This window comes from Streptomyces sp. NPDC003042 (assembly GCF_053591315.1).
Genome location: NZ_JBSFTP010000022.1, coordinates 36,681 through 57,946 on the forward strand (window position 1 = coordinate 36,681; position 21,266 = coordinate 57,946).

Annotated in this window: 14 protein-coding genes and 1 pseudogene; 9 read left to right on the top strand and 6 right to left on the bottom strand. The window is 68.3% G+C overall.

Annotated features, from left to right (window positions below):
• Positions 1-52 precede the first annotated feature (52 nt).
• Complete coding sequence (locus ACWDYJ_RS14385; RefSeq protein ID WP_451565831.1) at positions 53-3,076, top strand: alpha-mannosidase; 3,024 nt, start codon at positions 53-55, stop codon at positions 3,074-3,076.
• Positions 3,077-3,085: 9 nt separating this feature from the next.
• Here ACWDYJ_RS14385 and ACWDYJ_RS14390 read toward each other — a convergent pair whose 3' ends face one another.
• A complete protein-coding gene (locus ACWDYJ_RS14390; protein WP_451565832.1) occupies positions 3,086-4,549 on the bottom strand; it encodes an alpha/beta fold hydrolase in 1,464 nt (487 codons plus the stop codon).
• 190 nt (positions 4,550-4,739) lie between these two features.
• On the opposite strand from ACWDYJ_RS14390, the gene ACWDYJ_RS14395 reads away from it, so the two are divergent.
• From ACWDYJ_RS14395 to ACWDYJ_RS14415, 5 genes are all read left to right on the top strand, one after another.
• Positions 4,740-6,782, top strand: coding sequence for an oxidoreductase (locus ACWDYJ_RS14395; protein ID WP_451565833.1), 2,043 nt, complete (start codon positions 4,740-4,742; stop codon positions 6,780-6,782).
• Between the two features lie 26 nt (positions 6,783-6,808).
• Positions 6,809-7,654, top strand: coding sequence for an alpha/beta fold hydrolase (locus ACWDYJ_RS14400; protein WP_451565834.1), 846 nt, complete (start codon positions 6,809-6,811; stop codon positions 7,652-7,654).
• A gap of 47 nt (positions 7,655-7,701) precedes the next feature.
• Positions 7,702-8,115: a PaaI family thioesterase gene (locus ACWDYJ_RS14405; protein ID WP_451565835.1), complete on the top strand. Its 414-nt coding sequence runs from the start codon at positions 7,702-7,704 to the stop codon at positions 8,113-8,115.
• Between the two features lie 63 nt (positions 8,116-8,178).
• A complete protein-coding gene (locus ACWDYJ_RS14410; protein WP_451565836.1) occupies positions 8,179-8,502 on the top strand; it encodes an ArsR/SmtB family transcription factor in 324 nt (107 codons plus the stop codon).
• An 11-nt stretch (positions 8,503-8,513) separates the two neighbouring features.
• Positions 8,514-8,993 (top strand): N-acetyltransferase family protein, encoded by a 480-nt coding sequence (locus ACWDYJ_RS14415; protein WP_451565837.1) that lies wholly within the window; start codon positions 8,514-8,516, stop codon positions 8,991-8,993.
• Between the two features lie 300 nt (positions 8,994-9,293).
• Here ACWDYJ_RS14415 and ACWDYJ_RS14420 read toward each other — a convergent pair whose 3' ends face one another.
• The 4 genes and pseudogenes from ACWDYJ_RS14420 to ACWDYJ_RS14435 all read right to left on the bottom strand — a co-directional run bounded on the left by ACWDYJ_RS14420 (position 9,294) and on the right by ACWDYJ_RS14435 (position 13,473).
• Positions 9,294-9,803: a hypothetical protein gene (locus tag ACWDYJ_RS14420; protein WP_451565838.1), complete on the bottom strand. Its 510-nt coding sequence runs from the start codon at positions 9,801-9,803 to the stop codon at positions 9,294-9,296.
• Between the two features lie 469 nt (positions 9,804-10,272).
• Positions 10,273-11,295, bottom strand: coding sequence for a hypothetical protein (locus tag ACWDYJ_RS14425; RefSeq protein ID WP_451565839.1), 1,023 nt, complete (start codon positions 11,293-11,295; stop codon positions 10,273-10,275).
• 184 nt (positions 11,296-11,479) lie between these two features.
• Positions 11,480-11,859: pseudogene (locus tag ACWDYJ_RS14430) on the bottom strand (DUF5958 family protein).
• A 138-nt stretch (positions 11,860-11,997) separates the two neighbouring features.
• On the bottom strand, positions 11,998-13,473 hold the full coding sequence (locus ACWDYJ_RS14435) for an ATP-dependent nuclease (protein WP_451565840.1): 1,476 nt from the start codon (positions 13,471-13,473) through the stop codon (positions 11,998-12,000).
• Positions 13,474-14,047: 574 nt separating this feature from the next.
• Between ACWDYJ_RS14435 and ACWDYJ_RS14440 the strand changes: the two genes are divergently transcribed.
• The 3 genes from ACWDYJ_RS14440 (at position 14,048) to ACWDYJ_RS14450 (ending at position 17,312) form a co-directional block, all read left to right on the top strand.
• A complete protein-coding gene (locus ACWDYJ_RS14440; protein ID WP_451565841.1) occupies positions 14,048-14,479 on the top strand; it encodes a hypothetical protein in 432 nt (143 codons plus the stop codon).
• Complete coding sequence (locus tag ACWDYJ_RS14445) at positions 14,476-16,518, top strand: hypothetical protein (protein WP_451565842.1); 2,043 nt, start codon at positions 14,476-14,478, stop codon at positions 16,516-16,518. Before ACWDYJ_RS14440 ends, ACWDYJ_RS14445 begins: the two co-directional genes overlap by 4 nt.
• A gap of 122 nt (positions 16,519-16,640) precedes the next feature.
• Complete coding sequence (locus ACWDYJ_RS14450; protein ID WP_451565843.1) at positions 16,641-17,312, top strand: hypothetical protein; 672 nt, start codon at positions 16,641-16,643, stop codon at positions 17,310-17,312.
• Positions 17,313-18,790: 1,478 nt separating this feature from the next.
• Here ACWDYJ_RS14450 and ACWDYJ_RS14455 read toward each other — a convergent pair.
• A complete protein-coding gene (locus ACWDYJ_RS14455) occupies positions 18,791-21,070 on the bottom strand; it encodes a helix-turn-helix domain-containing protein (protein WP_451565844.1) in 2,280 nt (759 codons plus the stop codon).
• Positions 21,071-21,266: the final 196 nt, after the last annotated feature.

Consider the following 21,266-nt stretch of genomic DNA (forward strand, 5'->3'; position numbering starts at 1 on the left):
TGCACTTTCACCGTTCACACTGCACCGCCTCTCCCTCCCTGGAGCAGCCGCCATGCATGACGACCGCAGCGTCACCGAACACCGCCTCCGCCGGGTCCTCAAGGAGCGCATCAAGCCCGCCGTCCACTCCCGCCCGGTCCCGCTGACCGTCGAGCGCTGGGAGGCCCCGGGCGAGCCCGTCCCCGCCGCTGAGGGCCTGGCCGCCACCTACGAGCCCTGCTCGACCGGCGACCTGTGGGGCCCTGCCTGGGGCACGACCTGGTTCAAGGTCACTGGCGTCGTACCCGCCGACTGGGCGGGCCGCACCGTGGAAGCCGTACTCGACCTCGGCTTCGACCGGATGATGCCCGGCTTCCAGTGCGAGGGCCTGGTCCACCGCGCCGACGGAAGCGAGATCAAGGCGCTCAACCCGTACAACGACTGGGTGCGCGTCACCGACCGCGCCATGGGCGGTGAGTCCGTCGAGTGGTACGTCGAGGCCGCCTCCAACCCCGTCCTCGTCGACCACGTGCCCACGTACGAGGGCGACCGGCAGACCAGCGGCGACCAGCCCCTCTACCGGCTCGCCCGGATGGACCTCGCCGTCTTCGAGACCGAGGTCTGGGAACTCGTGCAGGACCTGGAAGTCCTCTACGACCTGATGACACAGCTCGGCGAGAGCGACGCCCGGCGCTACGAGATCCTGCGCGCCATCGACTCCGCCCTGGACGAGGTCGACCTGGCCGACGTCCCCGGCACGGCGCCCGCCGCCCGCGCCTGCCTCGCCGGGGTGCTCGCCGCGCCGGCCAACGCCTCCGCGCACCGGATCAGCGCGGTCGGCCACGCCCACATCGACTCGGCCTGGCTGTGGCCACTGCGCGAGACGGTCCGCAAGGTGTCCCGTACCGCCTCCAACATGGTCAACCTGATGGACGAGCACCCCGAGTTCGTCTTCGCCATGTCGCAGGCGCAGCAGCTCGACTGGATCAAGACCCACCGGCCCGAGCTGTTCGAGCGGGTCAAGAAGAAGATCGCGGACGGTCAGTTCGTGCCGGTCGGCGGCATGTGGGTGGAGTCCGACACCAACATGGTCGGCGGCGAGGCCATGGCCCGCCAGTTCCTCTACGGCAAGAAGTTCTTCCTGGACGAGTTCGGCATCGAGACCCGCAACGTCTGGCTGCCCGACTCCTTCGGATACACCGCCGCCATGCCGCAGATCGTCAAACTCTCCGGCTCCCACTGGTTCCTGACCCAGAAGATCTGCTGGTCCCAGGTCAACAAGTTCCCGCACCACACCTTCTGGTGGGAGGGCATCGACGGCACCCGCGTCTTCACGCACTTCCCGCCCGTCGACACCTACAACAGCGACCTCGGCGGCGCCCAGCTCGCCCACGCCGCCCGCAACTACCAGGAGAAGGGGAGGGGTACGCGCTCGCTGGCCCCCTTCGGCTGGGGCGACGGCGGCGGCGGCCCCACCCGCGAGCAGCTGGCCCGGGCCAAGCGGCAGCGGGACCTCGAAGGCTCCCCGCGCGTGGAGATCGAACGGCCCGACGCCTTCTTCGAGAAGGCCCACGCCGAGTACCCGCACGCGCCCGTCTGGGCCGGCGAGCTCTACCTGGAGTTGCACCGCGGCACCTACACCTCCCAGGCCAGGACCAAGCAGGGCAACCGCCGCAGCGAGTCGCTGCTGCGCGAGGCCGAGCTGTGGGCGGCGACGGCGGCGGTACGTGTCCCGGGCTTCGGCTATCCGTACGAGGACCTGGAGCGGATCTGGAAGACGGTGCTGCTGCACCAGTTCCACGACATCCTGCCGGGCTCCTCCATCGCCTGGGTGCACCGCGAGGCGCGTGCCACGTACGCACGTGTACGCGACGAGCTGCGCGGGATCACCCTGGCCGCGCAGCTCGCGCTGGCGGGGGAGGGCGAGGAGGAGCTGGTCTTCAACTGCGCCCCGCACACCCGGCGCGGCATCCCGGCCGGCGGCGCGGGCATTCCGTCAGCCGCCGGGCAGCCGGTCACGGTGGAGGAGCGGCACGGCGGCGGGCACGTCCTGGCGAACGGGCGGCTGCGGGTCGAGATCGACGGCCGCGGCCTGATCGTCCGCGCCTACGACCTCGAAGCGCGCCGGGAGTCGCTCGCTCCGGGCGCCGCGGCGAACCTGCTCCAGATCCATCCCGACTTCCCGAACATGTGGGACGCGTGGGACATCGACGCCTTCTACCGCAACAAGGTCACCGACCTCGTGGAGCTGGACGCGCTGGAGGTCACCGAGAGCGGACCGGAGTCGGTGACCGTGCGGGTGGTCCGCTCGTTCGGGGCTTCGAAGGCGGTCCAGTCCGTCACCCTGCGGGCCGGCGCCAAGACGGTCGACATCGTCACGGACGTGGACTGGCACGAGACGGAGAAGTTCCTCAAGGCCGCCTTCCCGCTGGACGTGAAGGCCGAACGGTCCGCCTCCGAGACGCAGTTCGGGCACGTCTACCGGGCCACCCACACCAACACCTCGTGGGAGGCGGCCAAGTTCGAGATCTGCGCCCACCGCTGGATCCACGCGCAGGAGCCGGGCTGGGGTGTGGCGCTGCTCAACGACTCCACGTACGGCCACGATGTCACGCGTGACATGCGAGCCGGCGGTGGGCAGACCACCACCGTACGGCTCTCCCTGCTGCGGGCCCCCCGCTACCCCGACCCCGAAACCGACCAGGGCCGCCACACGCTGCGCTTCTCGCTCGCGCCCGGCGCGACCATCGGCGACGCGGTCCGCGAGGGCCACGGCCTGAACCTGCCCGAGCGCGTGGTGTCCGGCGCGGGCCCGGTCGCCCCGCTGGTGGCGGTGGACCAGGACGCGGTGGTCGTCGAGGCGGTCAAACTGGCCGAGGACCGCAGCGGCGACGTGATCGTCCGCCTCTACGAGTCCCGGGGCGGGCGCGCCACGGCGACGCTGGCGGCGGGCTTCCCGGTCACGGCGGCGGTCGAGAGCGACCTGCTCGAACGCCCTCTGGAGGGCGCGGCCGTGGCCGCCCCGGCGGCGGACGGCACGGTCGCGCTCACCCTGCGCCCGTTCCAGATCGTCACGGTCCGCCTCCACCGCGCCTGACCGGTCGGATCACTCCGCGGCCCGGTCCCACGCGTCCGGGCCGCGGAAGTGGTTGCGGTGCCCCTCGGCCAGCACCCTGCGCAGCGGGGCCAGGTGTTCGGTGTCCGGAGGAAGGCGCAGCCGGTCCAGCAGGGCCAGCGCCGGCGCCGGTTCGAGACCGCCGTAGAGGTCGTGGTAGCCCGCCAGCAGGGCCCGGAACACGGCCATGCGCAGCGCCGGAACCAGGGCCGCCGTCTCGCAGGCGGCGGCCTTGACCGGCCACGGCACCGGGCCGGAGCGCCCCAGGACGCGCCGGGCCCGCCGGAGCAGCGGCTCCGGCGCCCCGGGCGACAGCTGTCCCAGGTCGTTGCCGAGGACCTCGGCGAAGGCCTCGGCCGAGGTCCTGCGGTCCTCGAACCAGTCGAACCAGAGCGAGTCCGTAAACGCCTCGCACTCCTCGGCGGCTTCCAGCCGCCGCCGGTAGCCGTCCCAGAGCACGTCCGGGGGCAGCGGCCCCTCGGGCCCGATATGTGCCATGTGAACCTGCACGGTCACCCGTGTGTGGCTGCCGAGCAGGTCCATCAGTCCCATCGCCACCCGCAGGCGCCCGGCCAGGTCCAGCCGCTCGTCCGTGAAGGCCTGCCACCCGAGTCCCTCCGCGACGTCGTCCCTGGTCAGCACCTCGCCGGGGGAGTCGGCGTCGGCCCACACGCCGCCCCCGGCCTCGGTGATGCCGTCCTCGGCGAGCCAGCGCCGCGCGAGCGCGCCGTCTGTCCGCTCCGTCCGGTCCGCCGTGTCCGTCCGGTCCGTCCGGTCGTCGAGGAAACCGGCCACCGCCTCGGTGAACTCGTCCGGCGCGGCGGCGTGCACCAGGTGGCCCACGGGGATCGTGACCATGCGCGCGTCGGGGATCCGGCGGACCAGCTCGGCGAGGCGGTCCTGTGCGATGTGGCTGGTGGGCCCGCCCGCCACCACCAGGGTCGGCGCGGTGATCCGGTCCAGGCGCTCCAGCCAGAGCGGATCGGGCCGGTCGAGCTGTCGCCGGACCGCGAGCACCATGTCCCAGTCGAAGGTCAGCGGCCCCTCGGGCCGGACCGGCGCCGCCGCCTCGCGCGGGAGGGGAGGCGGTACGTCCTCCAGCACGAGCCGCACCACCCGGTGCGGCTGCTCCTGCGCGGCGAGGTAGGCGACGACTCCGCCCATCGAATGCCCGGCGAGCTCCACCCGCTCGAGCCCGAGGGCGTCCAGGAAGCCCAGTACGTCGTCCCGCATCAGCTCCAGCGAGTACGCCGCAGTCCGCTCGCTGCGGCCGTGCCCGCGCAGGTCCAGGGCGTACACCCGCCGCTCCCCGGCGAGGGCGTCCCGTACGGGGGCCCAGTCGCCGGCGCTCTCGCCCAGCGCGGGCAGCAGCACCAGCGGCTCGCCGTCCGGCGGCCCGGCCACCTCGTACGCCAGCCGGACCCCGCCGACCGTCACCGCACGTCGTTCGATCACGCGACGACCGTACCGGCGGGGCGGCTACCTCCGGTACGGCCCGTGAACTGCGCCACACCTCCCGACCGGCCGGGCCCGTGGCCTCGGGATACGGGAGCGGACGGGCCTCCGCCCGGTTTTGCACTTAGTTGCAAAACCGCCCGCGCCTCGCTAGAACAGGGTCATCACCCCGTGCGAAAGGCAGTCCCTGATGAGTGCGCAGAGTCCGCAGAGTTCCCCGAGCCGGTACCCGCACCTGCTGAGCCCCCTGGACCTCGGCTTCACCACCCTGCCGAACCGCGTGGTCATGGGCTCGATGCACACCGGCCTCGAAGAGCACGAGGGCGGCTTCGAGCGCCTCGCCGCCTTCTACGCCGAGCGCGCCCGCGGCGGCGCCGGCCTGATCGTCACCGGCGGCATCGCCCCCAACGACGCCGGCCGCCCCTTCGAGGGCGGCTCCCGCCTGACCACCGAGGACGAGGCCGCCGAGCACCGGGTGATCACCGAGGCGGTGCACGCCGAGGGCGGGAAGATCGCCATGCAGATCCTCCACTTCGGCCGCTACGCCTACCACAAGGACCTGGTCGCCCCCAGCCCCCTCCAGGCCCCCATCAGCCCCTTCGTCCCGAACGAGCTCACCGACATCGAGGTCGAGCGCACCATCGAGGACTTCGTGCGCGCCGCCCGCCTCGCCAAGCTCGCCGGGTACGACGGCGTCGAGATCATGGGCTCCGAGGGCTACCTGATCAACGAGTTCATCGCCGCCGCCACCAACCGGCGCACCGACCGCTGGGGCGGCGCGTACGAGAACCGCGTGCGCTTCCCGCTGGAGATCGTCCGCCGCACCCGCGCGGCCGTCGGCGAGGAGTTCATCCTCATTTACCGGCTCTCCATGCTCGACCTCATCCCCGGCGGCTCCACCCTCGACGAGGTCGTCCACCTCGCCAAGGAGGTCGAGGCCGCCGGCGCGACCATCATCAACACCGGCATCGGCTGGCACGAGGCCCGCATCCCCACCATCGCCACCTCCGTGCCCCGCGGCGCCTACACGTGGGTCACCAAGCGGCTGATGGGCGCGGTCTCCGTCCCCCTCGTCACCAGCAACCGCATCAACACCCCCGAGATCGCCGAGGAGTTGCTCGCCGACGGCCGCGCCGACCTGGTCTCGCTCGCCCGCCCCTTCCTCGCCGACGCCGACTTCGTCGCCAAGGCCGCCGCCGGCCGCTCCGAGACCATCAACACCTGCATCGGCTGCAACCAGGCCTGCCTCGACCACACCTTCAGCGGCAAGATCACCAGCTGCCTGGTCAACCCGCGCGCCTGCCACGAGACCGAGCTGGTCCTCGCGCCCACCCGGCGCAAGAAGCGCGTCGCCGTCGTCGGCGCCGGTCCGGCCGGTCTGGCCTGCTCGGTCTCCGCCGCCGGGCGCGGTCACGCCGTCACCCTCTTCGAGGCCTCCGACCGCATCGGCGGACAGCTCGACGTCGCCCGGCGCATCCCGGGCAAGGAGGAGTTCGAGGAGACCATCCGCTACTTCGGCACCCAGCTCGTCGAGAGCGGGGTGGAAGTCCGCCTGGGCACCCGCGCCGACGTGGCCACGTTGGAGGGCTACGACGAGGTCGTCGTCGCCACCGGCGTCACCCCCCGCACCCCCGCCATCGAGGGCGTGGACCGGGACAACGTCGTCAGCTACCTCGACGTCCTGCGCGACGGCGCCCCCGTCGGCGAGCGCGTCGCCGTCGTCGGCGCGGGCGGAATCGGTTTCGACGTCGCCGAGTTCCTCACCGACAGCGGTGAAGGCGCCTCCCAGGACCCCGCCGTCTACTTCCGCCACTGGGGCGTGGACACCGAGTACGCCGGCCCCGGCGGCCTCACGCGCCCCGAGCGGCCCGTACCGCCGCGCCAGGTGCACCTGCTCCAGCGCAAGACCACCAAGGTCGGCGCCAACCTCGGCACCACCACCGGCTGGATCCACCGCGCGGAGCTCAAGCACCGCGGCGTCGTCTCCGTCGCCGGAGCCACGTACGAGCGGATCGACGACGAGGGCCTGCACATCACCGTCGACGGCGAGCAGCGGCTCGTGCCCGCCGATACGGTGGTGCTCTGCACCGGCCAGGAACCGCGCTGCGACCTGTACGAGGCGCTGCGCGCGGCCGGAGTGGAAGCCCACCTGATCGGCGGCGCCGACGTGGCCGCCGAACTGGACGCCAAGCGAGCCATCCGCCAGGGCACCGAACTGGCCGCCACTCTGTAGGCCACCCTCCAGGAGGAGCGACGGGAATGTTCACCTTCGACAGCACCGACGGCATCACCGTGACCGTGCACGAGTGGCTCCCGGACGGCCCGCCGCGGGCGATCGTACTGATCGCCCACGGCATGGGTGAACACGCCCTGCGCTACGCCCCCTTGGCGCACGACCTGACGGCGCGCGGGTACGCCGTCTACGCGCCCGACCACCGGGGCCACGGCCTGACGACGGCCGCCGGCGCGGGGGTGCTCGGCGAGAACGGCTGGCAGCTGCTCGTCGACGACCTCGCGGCGGTCGGCGCGGCCGCGCGGGGCCGCTACCCCGGCATCCCGCTCGCGCTGCTCGGCCACAGCCTCGGCTCGTTCGCCGCGCAGCACCAGCTGCTGGAGCGGCCGGGCGGCGCGGACGCGGTCGCGCTGTTCGGCACGACCGCCGTGGACCTGATGTTCCTGCGGGTCGCGCAGGCCGGCGGGGACGCGCTGAGCGCCTTCAACGCGCCCTTCCAGCCCGCCAGGACGCCCGCCGACTGGCTCAGCCGCGACACCGCCCAGGTCGACGCGTACCTCGCCGACCCCCTGTGCGGATTCGCCCTCGACGACCGGTCCATGGGCGATCTGTACGCCGCCGCCACGACCCGGTTCCACGATCCGGCCGGCGTACGGCCCGACGTCCCGCTGTACGTGGCCGTCGGCTCCGCCGACCCGCTGAACTACGGGCTGGAGCTGAGCGACCTGGTCGTGGAGCGCTACCGGGCGGCCGGCCACCCCGACGTCGAGTACCGCACGTACGAGGGTGCCCGGCACGAGCTGTTCAACGAGACCGTCCGCGCCGAGGTCGTCGCCGACCTGCTGGCCTGGCTGGAGCGCGTACTGCCCTGACCGTCCGGGGAGTTGTGGCGGCCCGCCCGGACCGCCACAATCACCGGGTGACGCTGACACCGGCAGACGCGGACCAGATCCTCAGCCAGAACTTCGCCCCCTGGGTGCTCGCCCTCGGCCTCACGGTCCAGGAGACCGGTGAGCGGCACGCCGTGCTGCGGCTGCCCTGGTCCGACACGCTGGCCCGGGACGGTGGCGGCCTCAGCGGCCAGGCCCTCATGGCCGCCGCCGACACCGCAACCGTCGTGGCGATCTCCGCCGCGCGCGGCGGGTACGGGCCCATGACCACCGTCCAGCAGTCGACCAGCTTCCAGCGGCCCGTGGTCGGCGCGGACGTGCTGATCGACGTACGCATCACCAAGCTCGGCAAGCGGATGGCCTTCGCCGACATCACCCTGACCCCCGAGGGCTCCGCGGAGCCGGCGGCCAAGGCGTCCACGGTCTACGCCCTGCTCGGCTGAGCCCGCGGCCGGTGGGAACCAGGGCTTTCGCACCGACCATTCATCGATTATCGTCGATGACCGATGAATGAGACTCCGCAGCGGGCCCTCGCCGCGCTGACCGACGAAGACGCCGCCACCTACGCGGGCTGGTTCAAGGCCCTGTCCGACCCCATGCGCGTGCGGCTGCTGCACCTGCTCGCCGCCGAACGCCGACCGATGACCGTCGGCGAGATCACGGCGCGCCTCCCCATCGGGCAGTCGACCGTCTCGCACCACCTCAAGCTGCTGGCCGAGGTCCGCTTCGTCCTGCCCGAGCGGCAGGGAACCAGCACCCGCCACGAGGTCAACACGGCCTGCCTCGACTGCTTCCCGGCGGCCGTCCGCGCCATCATGGGGCAGTCGTGAACATCGCCCCCATGACGTCCGCCCACGCCCGGCAGGTCCTGGCCGTCTACCAGCACGGCATCGACGAAGGCGACGCGACCTTCGAGACCGAAGCCCCCGACTGGCCCGCCTTCGACACGGCGAAATTTCCCCGACACCGCTTCGCCGCCCTGGAAAGCGGCGGCGAACACGTCCTCGGCTGGATCGCCGGGAGCCGGGTCTCCGACCGCCGCGCCTACGCGGGCGTCGTCGAGCACTCCGTCTACGTCCACCCCGCTGCTCGTGGCCGGGGCGTCGCCCACGCCCTCCTCGCCGCGTTCATCGCCTCCACCGAGGCGGCCGGCATCTGGACCGTCCAGTGCGGCGTCTTCCCCGAGAACACCGCGAGTCTCGCCCTCCACCAGCGCGCCGGCTTCCGCGTCATCGGAACCCGCGAACGCGTCGGCCGCCACCACGGCCGCTGGCGGGACGTCGTCCTGCTGGAGCGCCGTAGCGACGCGGTCGGCGACTGAGCCGCAGCGCGAAAACGCGAGTGACAGGCCGGGAGCTCGTCGCGTACCGTCCGTCGCGGTTCCAACGGCGGAGTACAGAACGGGAGTTCGGTCGGGTTGACGCACTGTAGGGTCCAGAATCCTCTGACCAATGCCGCAGCTGTGACCTCGGATTCTGCGGCGTGTCCATCGTGATTCCTCATTTTGGTGTCCAGGTCGGCTGACCAATCCGGACGTGAAACAGATCCGGAGTGACGTACGCCAGTACTGCGGTCACTGTCATCGAACTTGCGTGCCTGCGCGTTATGGCTGGAACCTTCGTCAGAGGTGTCGGCGCATCGCCTGGATACAGGCAGCTCGGGCCGCAATCGAGCGGTCGCGAGGGTAGGCGGTGCCGAGGTTCATGCCGCTATCTGTGTCGATCGGTGGCTGTTGCCATGCCTCGCTCATGTGAACGCCGGCCTCGGAGCGCGCGGCGGCGACGAGGGCGGCGTACGGCTCGGCGACCGCCGAGGCTTCGATCTGGAGCCAGGCGTGGTGGAAAGCCATGCGGGCGAGAAGGGAGCTGGCATCGTCGGTCAGCTCCCGTCGGGCGTCTGGTGAGGCCGACCGGCGACGGATGCGGTACGGCATCTCCAGATACTCCTCGACCGCCGTCAGCGCTTCTGCGAACGTCTTGGAGCGGCGTTCACGCCGTGCTGCACGCTGGTTGAGGGCGAAGGTGATGTACACGCCGACCAGTGCGATGGCGGGGACGATCAGAGCGGTGGTCTGGGCCCACGTCCAGCTGCCCGCCTGCGGCGCGGCCGAGATGATGACGACGGTGCCCACGTGTTACTCCCCGGCAGGCCGTGTGGTGCGTCCTCGATGAGCCATTCGCCCCCGTCGTCTCCGCCGGTGAGGCGCCACCAGTGCTCCATGAACAAGTGGGTCCGGACGATCTCGAACAGGTCGAGGAGGCCCTTCGAGCTGGTCCACCGCCGCTCCTCAGGATCGTACGGCTGCCAGAGGCACAGGGCGTCGTCGGTGTCGTGTCGGTGCTTTGATGCAGCGCCGGGCTTCGCGTAGACCCGCGGGAAGTCCTGAGGGCGCTGCCCGAACGTGGGGTAGCACGGCTCGTCGAAGAAGCGGACGGTCACTGACACAGGAGTCGGTTCGCCGATCACGTCGAGTCCGCTCAACCGATAGGTGAGCCGACCGCTGCCGTAGGCATGCCGGAGGTCGTCGCCGAAACGATGCCGAGCGTCCCGTTCCAGTGGGGCCCACCAGGCAGGATGAACCCCGTACCAGATCCCCATCTCTACGGCGCCCAGGCCCGGGTGGGGGTGACTCGCGGGACCACCAGCCCGAGTCCGGATGCTGCACTCCCGGTGAGGATCACGTCCCGACGGAGCCGGGCGGCCTCCTCCTGAGTGGGGTCCGCATCCGGGACGATCTCGGGGAAGACCCGGCTCAGGACGTGCTGGGCGCTCAGCGGTCGGTTCTCGGCCTCGTGCTCTATGGCGAGGTCGACGTATTCCCGGGCTGTGTCGAGTCGTTTGCGGACTTCACCGATCGGCAGGTTGAGCGGGATGAGGCCGGCGACACCGGCCGGGTCGTCAGTCGGCCCGGATTTGAGCTCTTGGGTCGCGTGGGCGAAGAAGGCTTGGAGTGCCTCGGCCAGCGGCATCGGCGTCGTGATGCACTCCAGCGCGAGCGCTTTGATGTTCCAGGAGCAGAGCGGCTTGCTGTGGGTGCAGTTCCAGTGCTTCAGCAGTCGCACCGTCCGGGCGAACGTGTTCTCTGTTCTGTCGATGGCTTCCAGCACCATCCCGGTATGCGTGATCGGGTCGGCCCGGTCCCACCTGTCGGCGATCTCCATGTTGGGGATGAAGAGGCCCTTGCCGGAAGGGTGCGGGATCGCAGTCATCACGTCGGCTGTGAAGTCCGGTTGGCTGGCGCTCACCGGGTCGCCGAAGCGTACGAGCACGGCTCGTCGTCGACCCGCGACTTCTACGGTGAGCTTGGGGAATTCGTCGGCCAGATCCTCCCGTACCGCGTCCCGCGCGCGCTCCATCAGGGGGAGCGCATCGTCGCCATCGGGTCCGAATCCTTGCGCGTCTTCCGGGCTCAGCTTGGCGCCGAGGTCGACATCGGTCAGGGGGGTGTTGGCGTCCCCGTGGGCGACGCTGCCGTTGAAGTAGATGGTTGATCCGGGAAAGGCGCGTCCAAGTGCGCTGGCGAGAAGCTGTCTTCGGCGTTTTGCCTCGGCGAGCTCGTCGTCGGTGACCTCGATCTGGTGGCGGGCCTCTTCGAGGAGTTGTTTCAGGGACTTCTCTTTCATCAGTACTCCCTTCGTCTCGCCCTGGTTATCCCCAGTTACGCGCTGTCTGCACCTTCATCGGGCATATGACCGTAAGAATCGTCGAGATGGGCTGTGACTGATCGCCGTAGGCGGCCCGTACGGCCACCTATGGCGATCACAGGAGTGCCTCTGTTTCAGATGGGTGCGGATGGTTCGCACGCAATCAGTCAGCGACGGACAGCCTGTGCCACCAGTGACCGCATCCGCCGGAGTGGAAGCGCTCGCCGCGCCGTTCGTCTGCGATCGCGAGTACCGCGATGACCAGACGGAACGCCTTGCGGCGTTCTCCGAGCGGCGTGAGCGAGGACGTCTTCCGCAGTTGCTGGCCGATCCGGCCGCGCGTGATTAGTACTGCGGGTGTATGCGTCGGGCGCAGCCAGGCGCGGCGGATACTCTCCGATCCATCTTCGGCGACGGCCCACGCAGAAACAGCAGAGTCTCGGACTGTTCCTCGGGACCCAGTGTGTGGAACCATTCGATGCCCTGTGACATCGGGCGCAGCCCTCGGACAAGCTCGTTGAGTATGACGTCGCGTTCGGCCATGACTGCCTCCCGTTGTACAGGCGGCGCTCCGCCGTGGTGATCAGGATTCCGAGCAGTGTTGCCATGTAGGCCGGCAAGATGACGAGCCGACGCCTTGGCTGGCGCGCCCGACGCGATCACGCTTGGGCGCGCACCCGGTCACTTGATCAGATGCTGGAAGATCGCCTCGACGAACGCTGATCGCTCGACTGGATCGACTACTTCCTTGGACCACACCGAGGCGATGTCTTCCCAAACCCGTCCAATGCGAACTCGCGGGCCAAGCCGTTCTGCTACCTTGCGAGCCCACGCATGGTGGTTGACGATCTGGCGTGCGTCGTCGACGGCTTCTAGTAGATCAGCAAATCTGATATCGAGGCGATTGGCAACCTTCTCCCACGCCGGTTCATCAAGGGCGCTGAAGACCTCTTTCTCGGGCGCCTGAGTGCCTGGGAGTAGAATGCAGCCTGCGCTCTTCTCCTGGTCTCCATCGAGAATTCCGAGCGACCGATTGGGGAGCTTATCTTTCGATGCTAGCTCCCCGAGTGTTTTCACTGTGGAAGCAGCACCCACCGGTATCACTGCCACTCGGTTCCTGATTTCAGGCATTTCCTGGGAGATCAATGCGTCAGTAAGAGTCTGTGCCTGCTCGTCCTCGCAATATAGCGTGAGCTCTGGATGGTCAACATCATCCATGAGTGACATAGCGAACTCTGGAGTCACTCCATAGATAATGTTTCGCGGCCCCTTGCGCTGAGCCTGAATGTAGACGCGAGCCTCAGTAGGCAGTTGTTCAAGAATGGTGGCCGAGTGGGTGGACAGAATGAATTGAATCTTCCTCTCTTTCGAGATGGCGAACAGTTCTGCCATCAGGCGACGCTGAGCCCTTGGGTGGAGAGAGGCTTCAACCTCATCAATGATGACGAGGGACTGTGCAGGAGCGGAGCGGAGCAATGCGACCAGGTCTGTAGTGGCGTCCTCGCCAGCACCTTGATGAAAATTGGAGTACTCGCCCGCATCGGTGGTAAGGACTCCGACCTGCTTGTTTTCGTACTTCGCCATGCCGCTCGCAGTGTACGACTTGTTCATGATCCGAGATAGCAGCGCCCGGTCAGACTCGCTAAATGGAGTGATATCCCCGGGGAAATTCAGCTCCTTAGCGATCTTTCCATAGCCGACTAGAGTGTTGATGGGTTGTGTGCGGCTGATGTCGAGAAAGAATACGGGGCGCCGAAATCTGTCAGGCATTCCACGCCATCGCTTGGTAGGCTTCCTCAAGGCTAGGTTGGTGACGGAATTTCCGCGCCTGATCTGGTAACCCAAGGCAACGCCTTCGACGCTTTCCCATGGTGTATTAGGAAAGAAGTCGTCCGGGTAGAAAGTCAATCCGTCCTCTTGGTTTGCCACATAAGCGGCAGCTGCAACTTTGAGGACAGTGCTCTTTCCGGCCCCGTTTTCGCCAGCAACTGCAACGACTGGGAATCTGAATTCTACGGTCTCACCGTTCCATCCCCGCAGTCCGTCAACATGCACGGCTTCCAGGAATTGCGGCCATCCCTTTGCCGTGTTCCGTGCTGTGTTCCACTCGTGTGTAAGTGGTGAAAGCGTGGGGGGTGTTTTGCGTGGAGTGCTCACTCAGTATTCTCCCTCTGCCCCGACTCGCGCAGCGGCCGGAAAGTGCGATGGTTCCCTTGTTCCAGACATCATCTTGCCTGCCGTGGTTCTCGGCGCGGATGATTTTCCGCAGACTGCCGTGGGCCGCGGCGAGGTCGTCAGAGAGCCATTGGTTCTGAGCGGTGAGCTCGTTCACGCGGGTCAAGAGATCGCCGGCGGAGACTTGGTCGAGCCGCTGGCCGAGCTGGCGCCGCAAGACCTCAGTGAGTTTGTCCCGGGCGGCCCCGCATCGAGGCGCTCTCCTGACGGGCCAGTTCCAAGTCGGTCTTCAGACCCGCCGTGCCGGTGCCCGTGGACCGGGCGCGCCGCTCCTGGGACTGTCCGGAAGCTGACACTTCCGTCGAAGGCGCGGCCACCGGATGTAGGGCATCCGCATCCGGACAAACTGTCCTCGGTGCAACCGGACAGTGATGGCGACTGCAGCTTTCAGCCGTGTAACGCAGTGAACTCGCCTAATTTCGCCCCGCGTTCATGAAGGGATGGAGTAGGGGAACAGATGGGGCTTGTCACTGTTGCCGCACGGGAGGGGACGGACTTGGACGTATCCGGAGAGCTGGCGACCGTGGGGGTGGCGGGCGCCTCGGCGCTGGTCGCAGCCATGATGTCGGACGGGTGGCGCGGCGTCAGGGACTGGGTGGCGCGCCTGCTCGGGCATGGGCAGGTGGAAGCTGAGGCGCGCCACGTTGCCCGCCTGGATCGCGACAGGGAACTGCTGTTGGCTGCTCCGGAAGGCGAGGACCGGTCGGGGGAGGTATCGGCGTCCTGGACGGTTCGTCTGCAGGATCTCGCCGACGAAGATCAGGAAGCGGGCCGCGCACTGCTGGAGTTCGTCAACCGGTGGAGGGAGCAGAGCCCCGAAGCCGCGGAGAAGGCGTCCGTGGTCCGGCAGAGTGCCAAAGCCAGCGGTAAGGCTCGGATCAACCAGGTCGGTGGCAGCCAGACCGTCATCAATCCGGGGCGCTCATGAACGAGGGTGAGCCGGGGCCGGGGGAAGGCGTCCACCAAGAGGCAGAGGCAGCAGAGAATGCGCGGGTCACCCAGGTGGCCGGTGACTACGAAGAGCACCATCACAAGTACGTCCGCGAGTGGCAGTACCTGAAAGCCGTCGGCGTCGACGCGGACGAGATCGCCCTCGTCGAGAGTGAGTACGTCCACGCTGAGCCGGCCGGCGGGCAGGAAGGCCCGGTCGCCCGGGCGACCCGGCTACTGAAGCGTCCGGCAGGCCAGCACAGTGTGGTGGTCCTGACTGGTGAGGCCGGATCGGGGCGGCGAACCACAGCCCTGCGCGTCCTGCGGGACGTGGGTGTGAAGGGCGACAACACTCGCAGCCTGGTCCTGGACTGGGATCGCCCGCGGACCGAGCAGATCCCGTCCACGCCCGACCACGGCTTCATCCTGGACCTGTCGGGATACAGCATCCTGCCTGCCGACTTCTATCAGGGGCTGAGCAGCTATCAGAAGGACAGTGCTGCCCGTGGGGCGTACCTAGTCATCCTGACCACGATTGAGGCATGGAGGCCGGGCACGCGGGCGTCGGTGCCTCGTGTTGACCAAGTGCAGCCCTCGGCGATCGAGGTCGCCAGGGCCCACCTCCGTTACGTCAAATCCGACCGGCTCGGATGGCTTGCCGACGGTACGGATCTCGCCGGTCTCCTCGGCCCGACGACGCAGCCGTCCGACGCGGTGCGGCTTGCCCGGATCGTTGCCGAGGGCGAGCCCGATGGCGAACAGAACGCCAAGGGCGAGTTCGGGGACTGGCAGGACTACCTCACGGACTGGTTCAACCTCCACGAAGGCGTGGAACATCTCCGTGATCGGGCCCTGTTGATCGCCACCGCACTCCTGGAGGGCTTGCCGGCCGGGGTCGTGATGGCTGCCGCGGACAAGCTCTTCAATCTGGTCGAAGGAATCCTTCCACCGGGCGGCCCGCTGGCCGGGCCGGATCTTCAGGTCCGTTTGGACAACGTCGGCGCAAGGCGGGTCGGAGGGGACGGCCTATCTCTGAGCAAGGACCGCCACGGGCTGCATGAAGCGGTGCTGTCTCATGTCTGGTCGCAGCGTCCACCCCTGCGTGAAGTGCTGCTGCGTTGGGCCTCGGATATCACGGCTCAAGGTGGAGTCGCTGGAAAGTACAGGGAGCGAGTCGCCGAGGCGATCACTCGTCTCGCCGCCGGACCTGGAGGGCAGGCGGTTCTGGGCATCGTCAAGGAGTGGACCGCCATGGACAGCGCCGCCCACCGCAGGCTCGCGGTGGGCGTCCTGGAGAACACGGCGACCCACCCGGGGATAGGCGTGGCGGTCCGCAAGTACCTCTATGACACGGCCAAGCAGAAGAACCTTGCTGAGGCACAGGCCATGACGGTCGCCGAGGTCTGCGCGGGCAGCCTGGGGCACGCCTTTCCGCGGGTAGCGCTCACCAGACTCCGGCTCTTGGCCTCTCGCGCTGATCGAAGCGGCACTGACGCCGTCGCCCAAGCCATCCGCACGCTGGCCCAGGATCCTGGACTGCGGGATCTTGTCATCAGCGAGATCGTCGGGTGGGCCGAGGACGACGACGACCAGATCAGGCAGGCCGGGGCAACTGCCTTCCTCGCTCTGACCAGCCTGGCCGGCGAGCATCCCATCGCCCTGTCGCTCGTGGGCGAGCCGGGCGCGATGGACCTGGCGATCGAGGACAGTTTGTTCGTACGCGGCTGGCGAGCTGCATGGCGCCAGGCCTCCGATAGGGCTGTGGAGTCACTGGCCGCCTGGCTGGACTCCTCCGCAGTACCGGAGAGCCAGTGCATCGACATCGCTGAAGCCGTCCTCAAGGGCACAGTCGGAGCCCCAGGGGTATCGAACCTGCTCGTGGGAAAAGAGGGCGTCACCACGAGCGCCGGGATTCGACGCCGCCTCGTCGTGCTCGAACGACTCCTTCCCTCCGCGTCACCCGAACCCGCCCCCGCAGCCGCGGGTGGGGGCCCTGCAACCCCTGCCTCCGAAGTAGCTGACGCCGCGACCGCATGAGTTTCCTCTCCCGTCGGTTCGGACGTCCGAAGCCGCCGCCGGCCTCAACCGGCCCGGCGGCGGTCTCGGAGGCTGCGTCAGAGAGAGTCGTTGAACTCCATGGCGAACGGTTTGCCAGCAGTGTGCCCAGCATCTTCTTCACCGCGCACATCCACGGATCCTGGCAGGTACCGGGGGAGGGGCCGCAGGAACAGCTCGACCTCGCCGTGCTGCCGGCACGGGCTCGTCACGTCCTCCGCGACTGTGTCCGCCGCACTCTCTCCCGCTACTCGGTGCTCGAACTACCGGCCGCGCAGGACGATGTGAACCTGACAATGGCCCGTCCTATCCATCCGGTTGGAGGGTTCGCCGCGTTCGGCTCCGCACACCTGACTGTGGATGAAGCGGACTGGAATGTCGCTCAGGAGCACCTGCGCAAAGCGCAGCTGACCGACCTTGATCAGCGCGATGCCCAACGCCGTCTTGTCTTCCTTCAAAGCCTCCTGGCTGACCCGGACCTATGCCGCGTGTGGTGGATCGATCAGCATCCAGACCACCTCGATGCTCTGAAGGACTTGAAGGAACAGGTGAAGGGCCTCAGAGCCCCTCATGCCACGGACAGCGACGTCGTCCGGGGCGAGGTTGTCCGCTTCGTCGACCAACTGCTCACTGACATGCGCACTCCGCAGCAGCGCGAGGTGTTCCTGCGGGCTCTCACCCAGGCTCTGCACGTTCTCGGCAGCACGGAACTCCAGCAGGCGGCGACCTCCTGGCTGCCCACCCACCTGACCGATTCCGGAGGCGATACCGCATGAACATGCGCACCAGACGCTGGCTCCTCGCCCCCTCCCGGCAGTGGCGTACCCACCGGCTCATGAAGCAGCATGGGCCTTCCCTTGCCTACCCGACCGCGTGGGCTCTGATCGCCTTGCGACATGCCCCCAACGAGTTCTTTTTTGCTCAGCAGGCCGTACGCGAGGCGGGTGTGCTTGATGCCCCAGGAGTCAGGCATGACGACTGGAGCACGCTCAGCGGACGGGAGCGTGCTCGCAGAGACCACTGGCTCCAGCGCCGGCAAGTATCACCCATCCAGCGACTCGGACTGGATGAGGAAGTGATCGAGCGGGCTGGTCTGAGCGTGGTCGACTGGGGTCGGCGAACGGAGCAATCGAGCCGTGGGGAGTGACGGTACCTACGCGTCCATCCGAGGGACCGCGACCGTCCCGCCGTGGCCCTGATCGCATGCCAATTTGGCATGAGGTATGGGGTGAGTTCTTCGGGTCTCTGACCTGCGGCGATGAGGTCTGCCTTCCGGAAAGAACAGAGATGCGCTTTCGGTCACCTTTACGCGAATGCATCGGCGGTCACCACGGTCGCTGGCGCGACGTCGTTCTCCTCGAGCGTCGTAGCGCAGTCGACCGTTGAGGGACTCAGCTGCTGCGGCTGATGTGTCGCGGTGTACCGGGAGCCATCGCGCGTGTGAGCGCCAGGATGGCTTCGTCTCGAACCTCGTGCCGTTGATGGGGAGTACGAAGAGTGAGCCGCCCGTACCGCGTTTCGTGTGGCGCGAGAACATCTCGGATCACCTGGTACAGGTCCGGGTGGCGGCGTACGAGCTCCTCTCGGGCCGTGCGGATGGCCTCCGACAGGAGTGGCCTTTCAGGTGATGTCTGGCTGGCGATGCTGATCGCGTCGCCCACGCCATCCCGGAGGCGGCGATTCTCTCCTCGCCGCTGAAGGAGCGTCGCGAACAGCCGACGCCGGCTGCACAGCTCAGCGTGGAAGGCACTGGAGCATGAAGGCTGGCTCCACCACTTCCCGCTGTCCCATTCGCGGAGGCTCGCAGGTGTCTCGGATGAGGCCCGTGTGTTTGACCGCATCGCGCTCGACCAGGCATCTGGGCGAGTCCAGAGAGGGCGTGCCGCTGACTGGGCGCTGAGGACGACGGCCATTGCCCGTCGCCACGGCCTGGATACCGTAGAGCAGTTTGTGTTCCTCGTGTTGGCTGCCCACACTCCGGCAGGGACAACTACCGGCGGGGCGGACGTGGAGCGGTTGGCTCGGTGTTGCGCCTTGTCGATGACTGACCTCGCAGTTGTGCTGGAAGCTCTCCGAGCGAGCGGTGCTGCGCGTTCCGTGACTATCGACACAGCAGTGGACGAGGTGCACTGGCTACTTGCTGGGCCCGTCGCGTACTGAGAGCACCAGGAGGCAAGGTTGGAGGGTCGGTTGGGTGGCCGGGCCGCGACTGGCCCGCATCGTGCGACGCGGCCTGGAGAGCATCCTGACGACGCTAGGGGCTGGTGAGCTGGGCGGTCGCTTCAATGACCGCGACGCCGAGATCAGTCAAGCGCTGAGGGTGGTCCCGATAGGCGGTCTCCAACAGGCGACCGCCGAGGGTCTTGGCCAGGCTCCGCATTTGGTAATTGAATGTGGCCGGGTTGATACCGAGGTGTTGCGCGGCGGCTTGGAGGGTGGGGTAGCTCGCCGCGGTTGCGAATCGGAACAGCAGTTCGTGGCCTCGAGGGGTGCTGAGGGCGGGCAGAAGAATTTCAGGCAAGGGCCCGTCTGCAACCTGCGCGGTGATGCGCAGGGCCGTCACGTGAGTGGCGCCCTTGCGGCGGACGGGGATGCCGTAGGAGCGAGCCCTTGCGCGCAGTGCTGATCCGGTCATGCCGATCTGGCCGCCGAATTCGCGGAAGGTGCGCTGATGAAGAACATACTGGTCGTAGAGCCAAGCGGGATCGATCTCGCGGCGGAGGCGTTGAGTGGGCGTGCGCCGATCGACGCCGTAGTCGTCAGCGAGCGCGCTGATGAGGTGACGGCTTACGCCGAAGCTGTCGGCGATCCGTTCCAGAGACATGGTGCTGTACAGGCTCCGCAGTTCCCCTTCAGGCAGAAGCTCACTCAGGTAGCGGCGGGCTGATCCGTGCATGCTCGTCCACGGGCCCGACGTCGCCTCCGCAGGTATGGGGTGGAGTTCCAGTAGGTGGCGAGCCGCATCGAGAGAGATGGCAAGCTGCTCGGCAATGTCGCTGAGTGCCCGCTGGTCGCGCTGCAGGCGATGGATAGCGGTGGTGTCGAAAGCGGTGGGGTCGATGCCCGGCAGGCACAAGCCGCTGTAGATCTCTGAAGGCGGTTGCCAGGAGGCGGGCTCGTCGACAATGTCGTGGAGAGACAGGAAGTGGGATCCGGCCTGGTCGAGTTCACGGGTCTGCTGGGGCGTGAGGGCCGCGGTGAACAGCGCGAGCCTGGTGCGGTCCATGGAGCTGATCGTGGCGAAGGAGGCCGGCGCCCGGTCCGCGGGCATACCGCTCAGCAGTTCGTAGAGGCGTCGCTGCGCGGACAGGTGCCGGTCTTCCTTTCCGGGCTCCGCATCGCAGCGTCGGCAGATGTCACGCCACGCACGTTCGGGGAGGAGGGCGGTGTAGTCGAGGTGGCGGCGCCGCCCATAGTTGATCGGTGCGCTCTGGTTGTCCAAGTGATCGGCGAGCCGGACGAGGAGGGCCTGGACGTTGGGCCACTGCGGATCCTTGTGCAGCACCTTCAGCACGTAGTTCAGGGTCCGCCCGCTGATTACTCCGCCGAGGAGGTCCGTCAGGTCGGCCGGTTTCATCTGGGAGTCGACCATCAGGAGCAGTCCCGACAGGCCCGGGCGCAGCACACGGGCACGAGGACTCTCCCTTGGACTTAGTCGGAGCGTTGGCTCGGCCCACAGCAAGGAAGGAATCGAGCGGGCCCGCGCCCGGATCTGGGCCGGCGAGGACCGCGGGATACGGGGACGTGTAGTAGTGGTGCGGTAGCGCAGCTGACTGCTGGGGTTCAGCCCCGGCCCGATGGCCGCTAGTCGGATGCTGCTGAGGTGGTGGCTGATGCCGTTTCCCCGCCGGGCGAGATCGCCGGGCGTTGGCGGAGGCACTCCGTCGCTCCTGAGCCGGGCAAGGAAGCGCAGCGCCTCCCCGGCCTCCTGGGGAGTGGACTGCGAGAGGATCTGCAATGCGGCGGTGACACCGATCGCCACGTCGATGGCGTACGGGGGTGCCATGAACCCAGGGACTTCAGGCCTGTTGGATTCAGGATTGCGGGCGTGGCGGCGAGGCCGGGTGAGTGCCTCTTCGTACGCAGCCACGAGATCTTCAGGGACTCTCTCCGCCAGTTGGTCCCGCATCGCATGACCAAGGACCCGGGAAGCAAGGACGCGTACATCCGAGAGCACCGTGCGAGCAGGCTGCGGATCACTGGCGTAGACACCAAAGTCGGCGTGGTCCCGCTCGATGATTTGCTGGACGACGGCGCAGGCTCGCAGGGCGGGATGGTCCGCTGGGAGTGGCAGTGCTGAGGCCTGGGCGAGGCTCGCCCCGCAACGTGCGATTCCTCTGCCCGTAGAGCCGCCGGATGCGGGGCCAAGGCAGCGGCTGCCACGGCGTTCGACGGCGCCGAGCGCCACCAGCTGGTCGAGCAGCCGGTGCACGGTCGCCTTGGGCACCTGGCAGGCCAGGGCCAGTTCGGTCACCCCCGCCTCGTCGCCGAGCCGGCGCAAGGCCTCCAGGAGCGCGAAGGCCCCTTCGAGCACGCCGCGACCGCGTGGCGCGGCAGGGGCGGATTCGGCGTTGGACGACTGACGCGGTGAGCGCGAGCGCGCGGACGCGGACACGGACACAGGTCCCCCCGGACTTCTCCCGCCCGGCCGTGGTCCCCGATGGCACGACCCGGGCACCGCCCATGATGACGCGGACGGTGCCCGGGGCGAAGCCCTTCAGCGCGTGCCG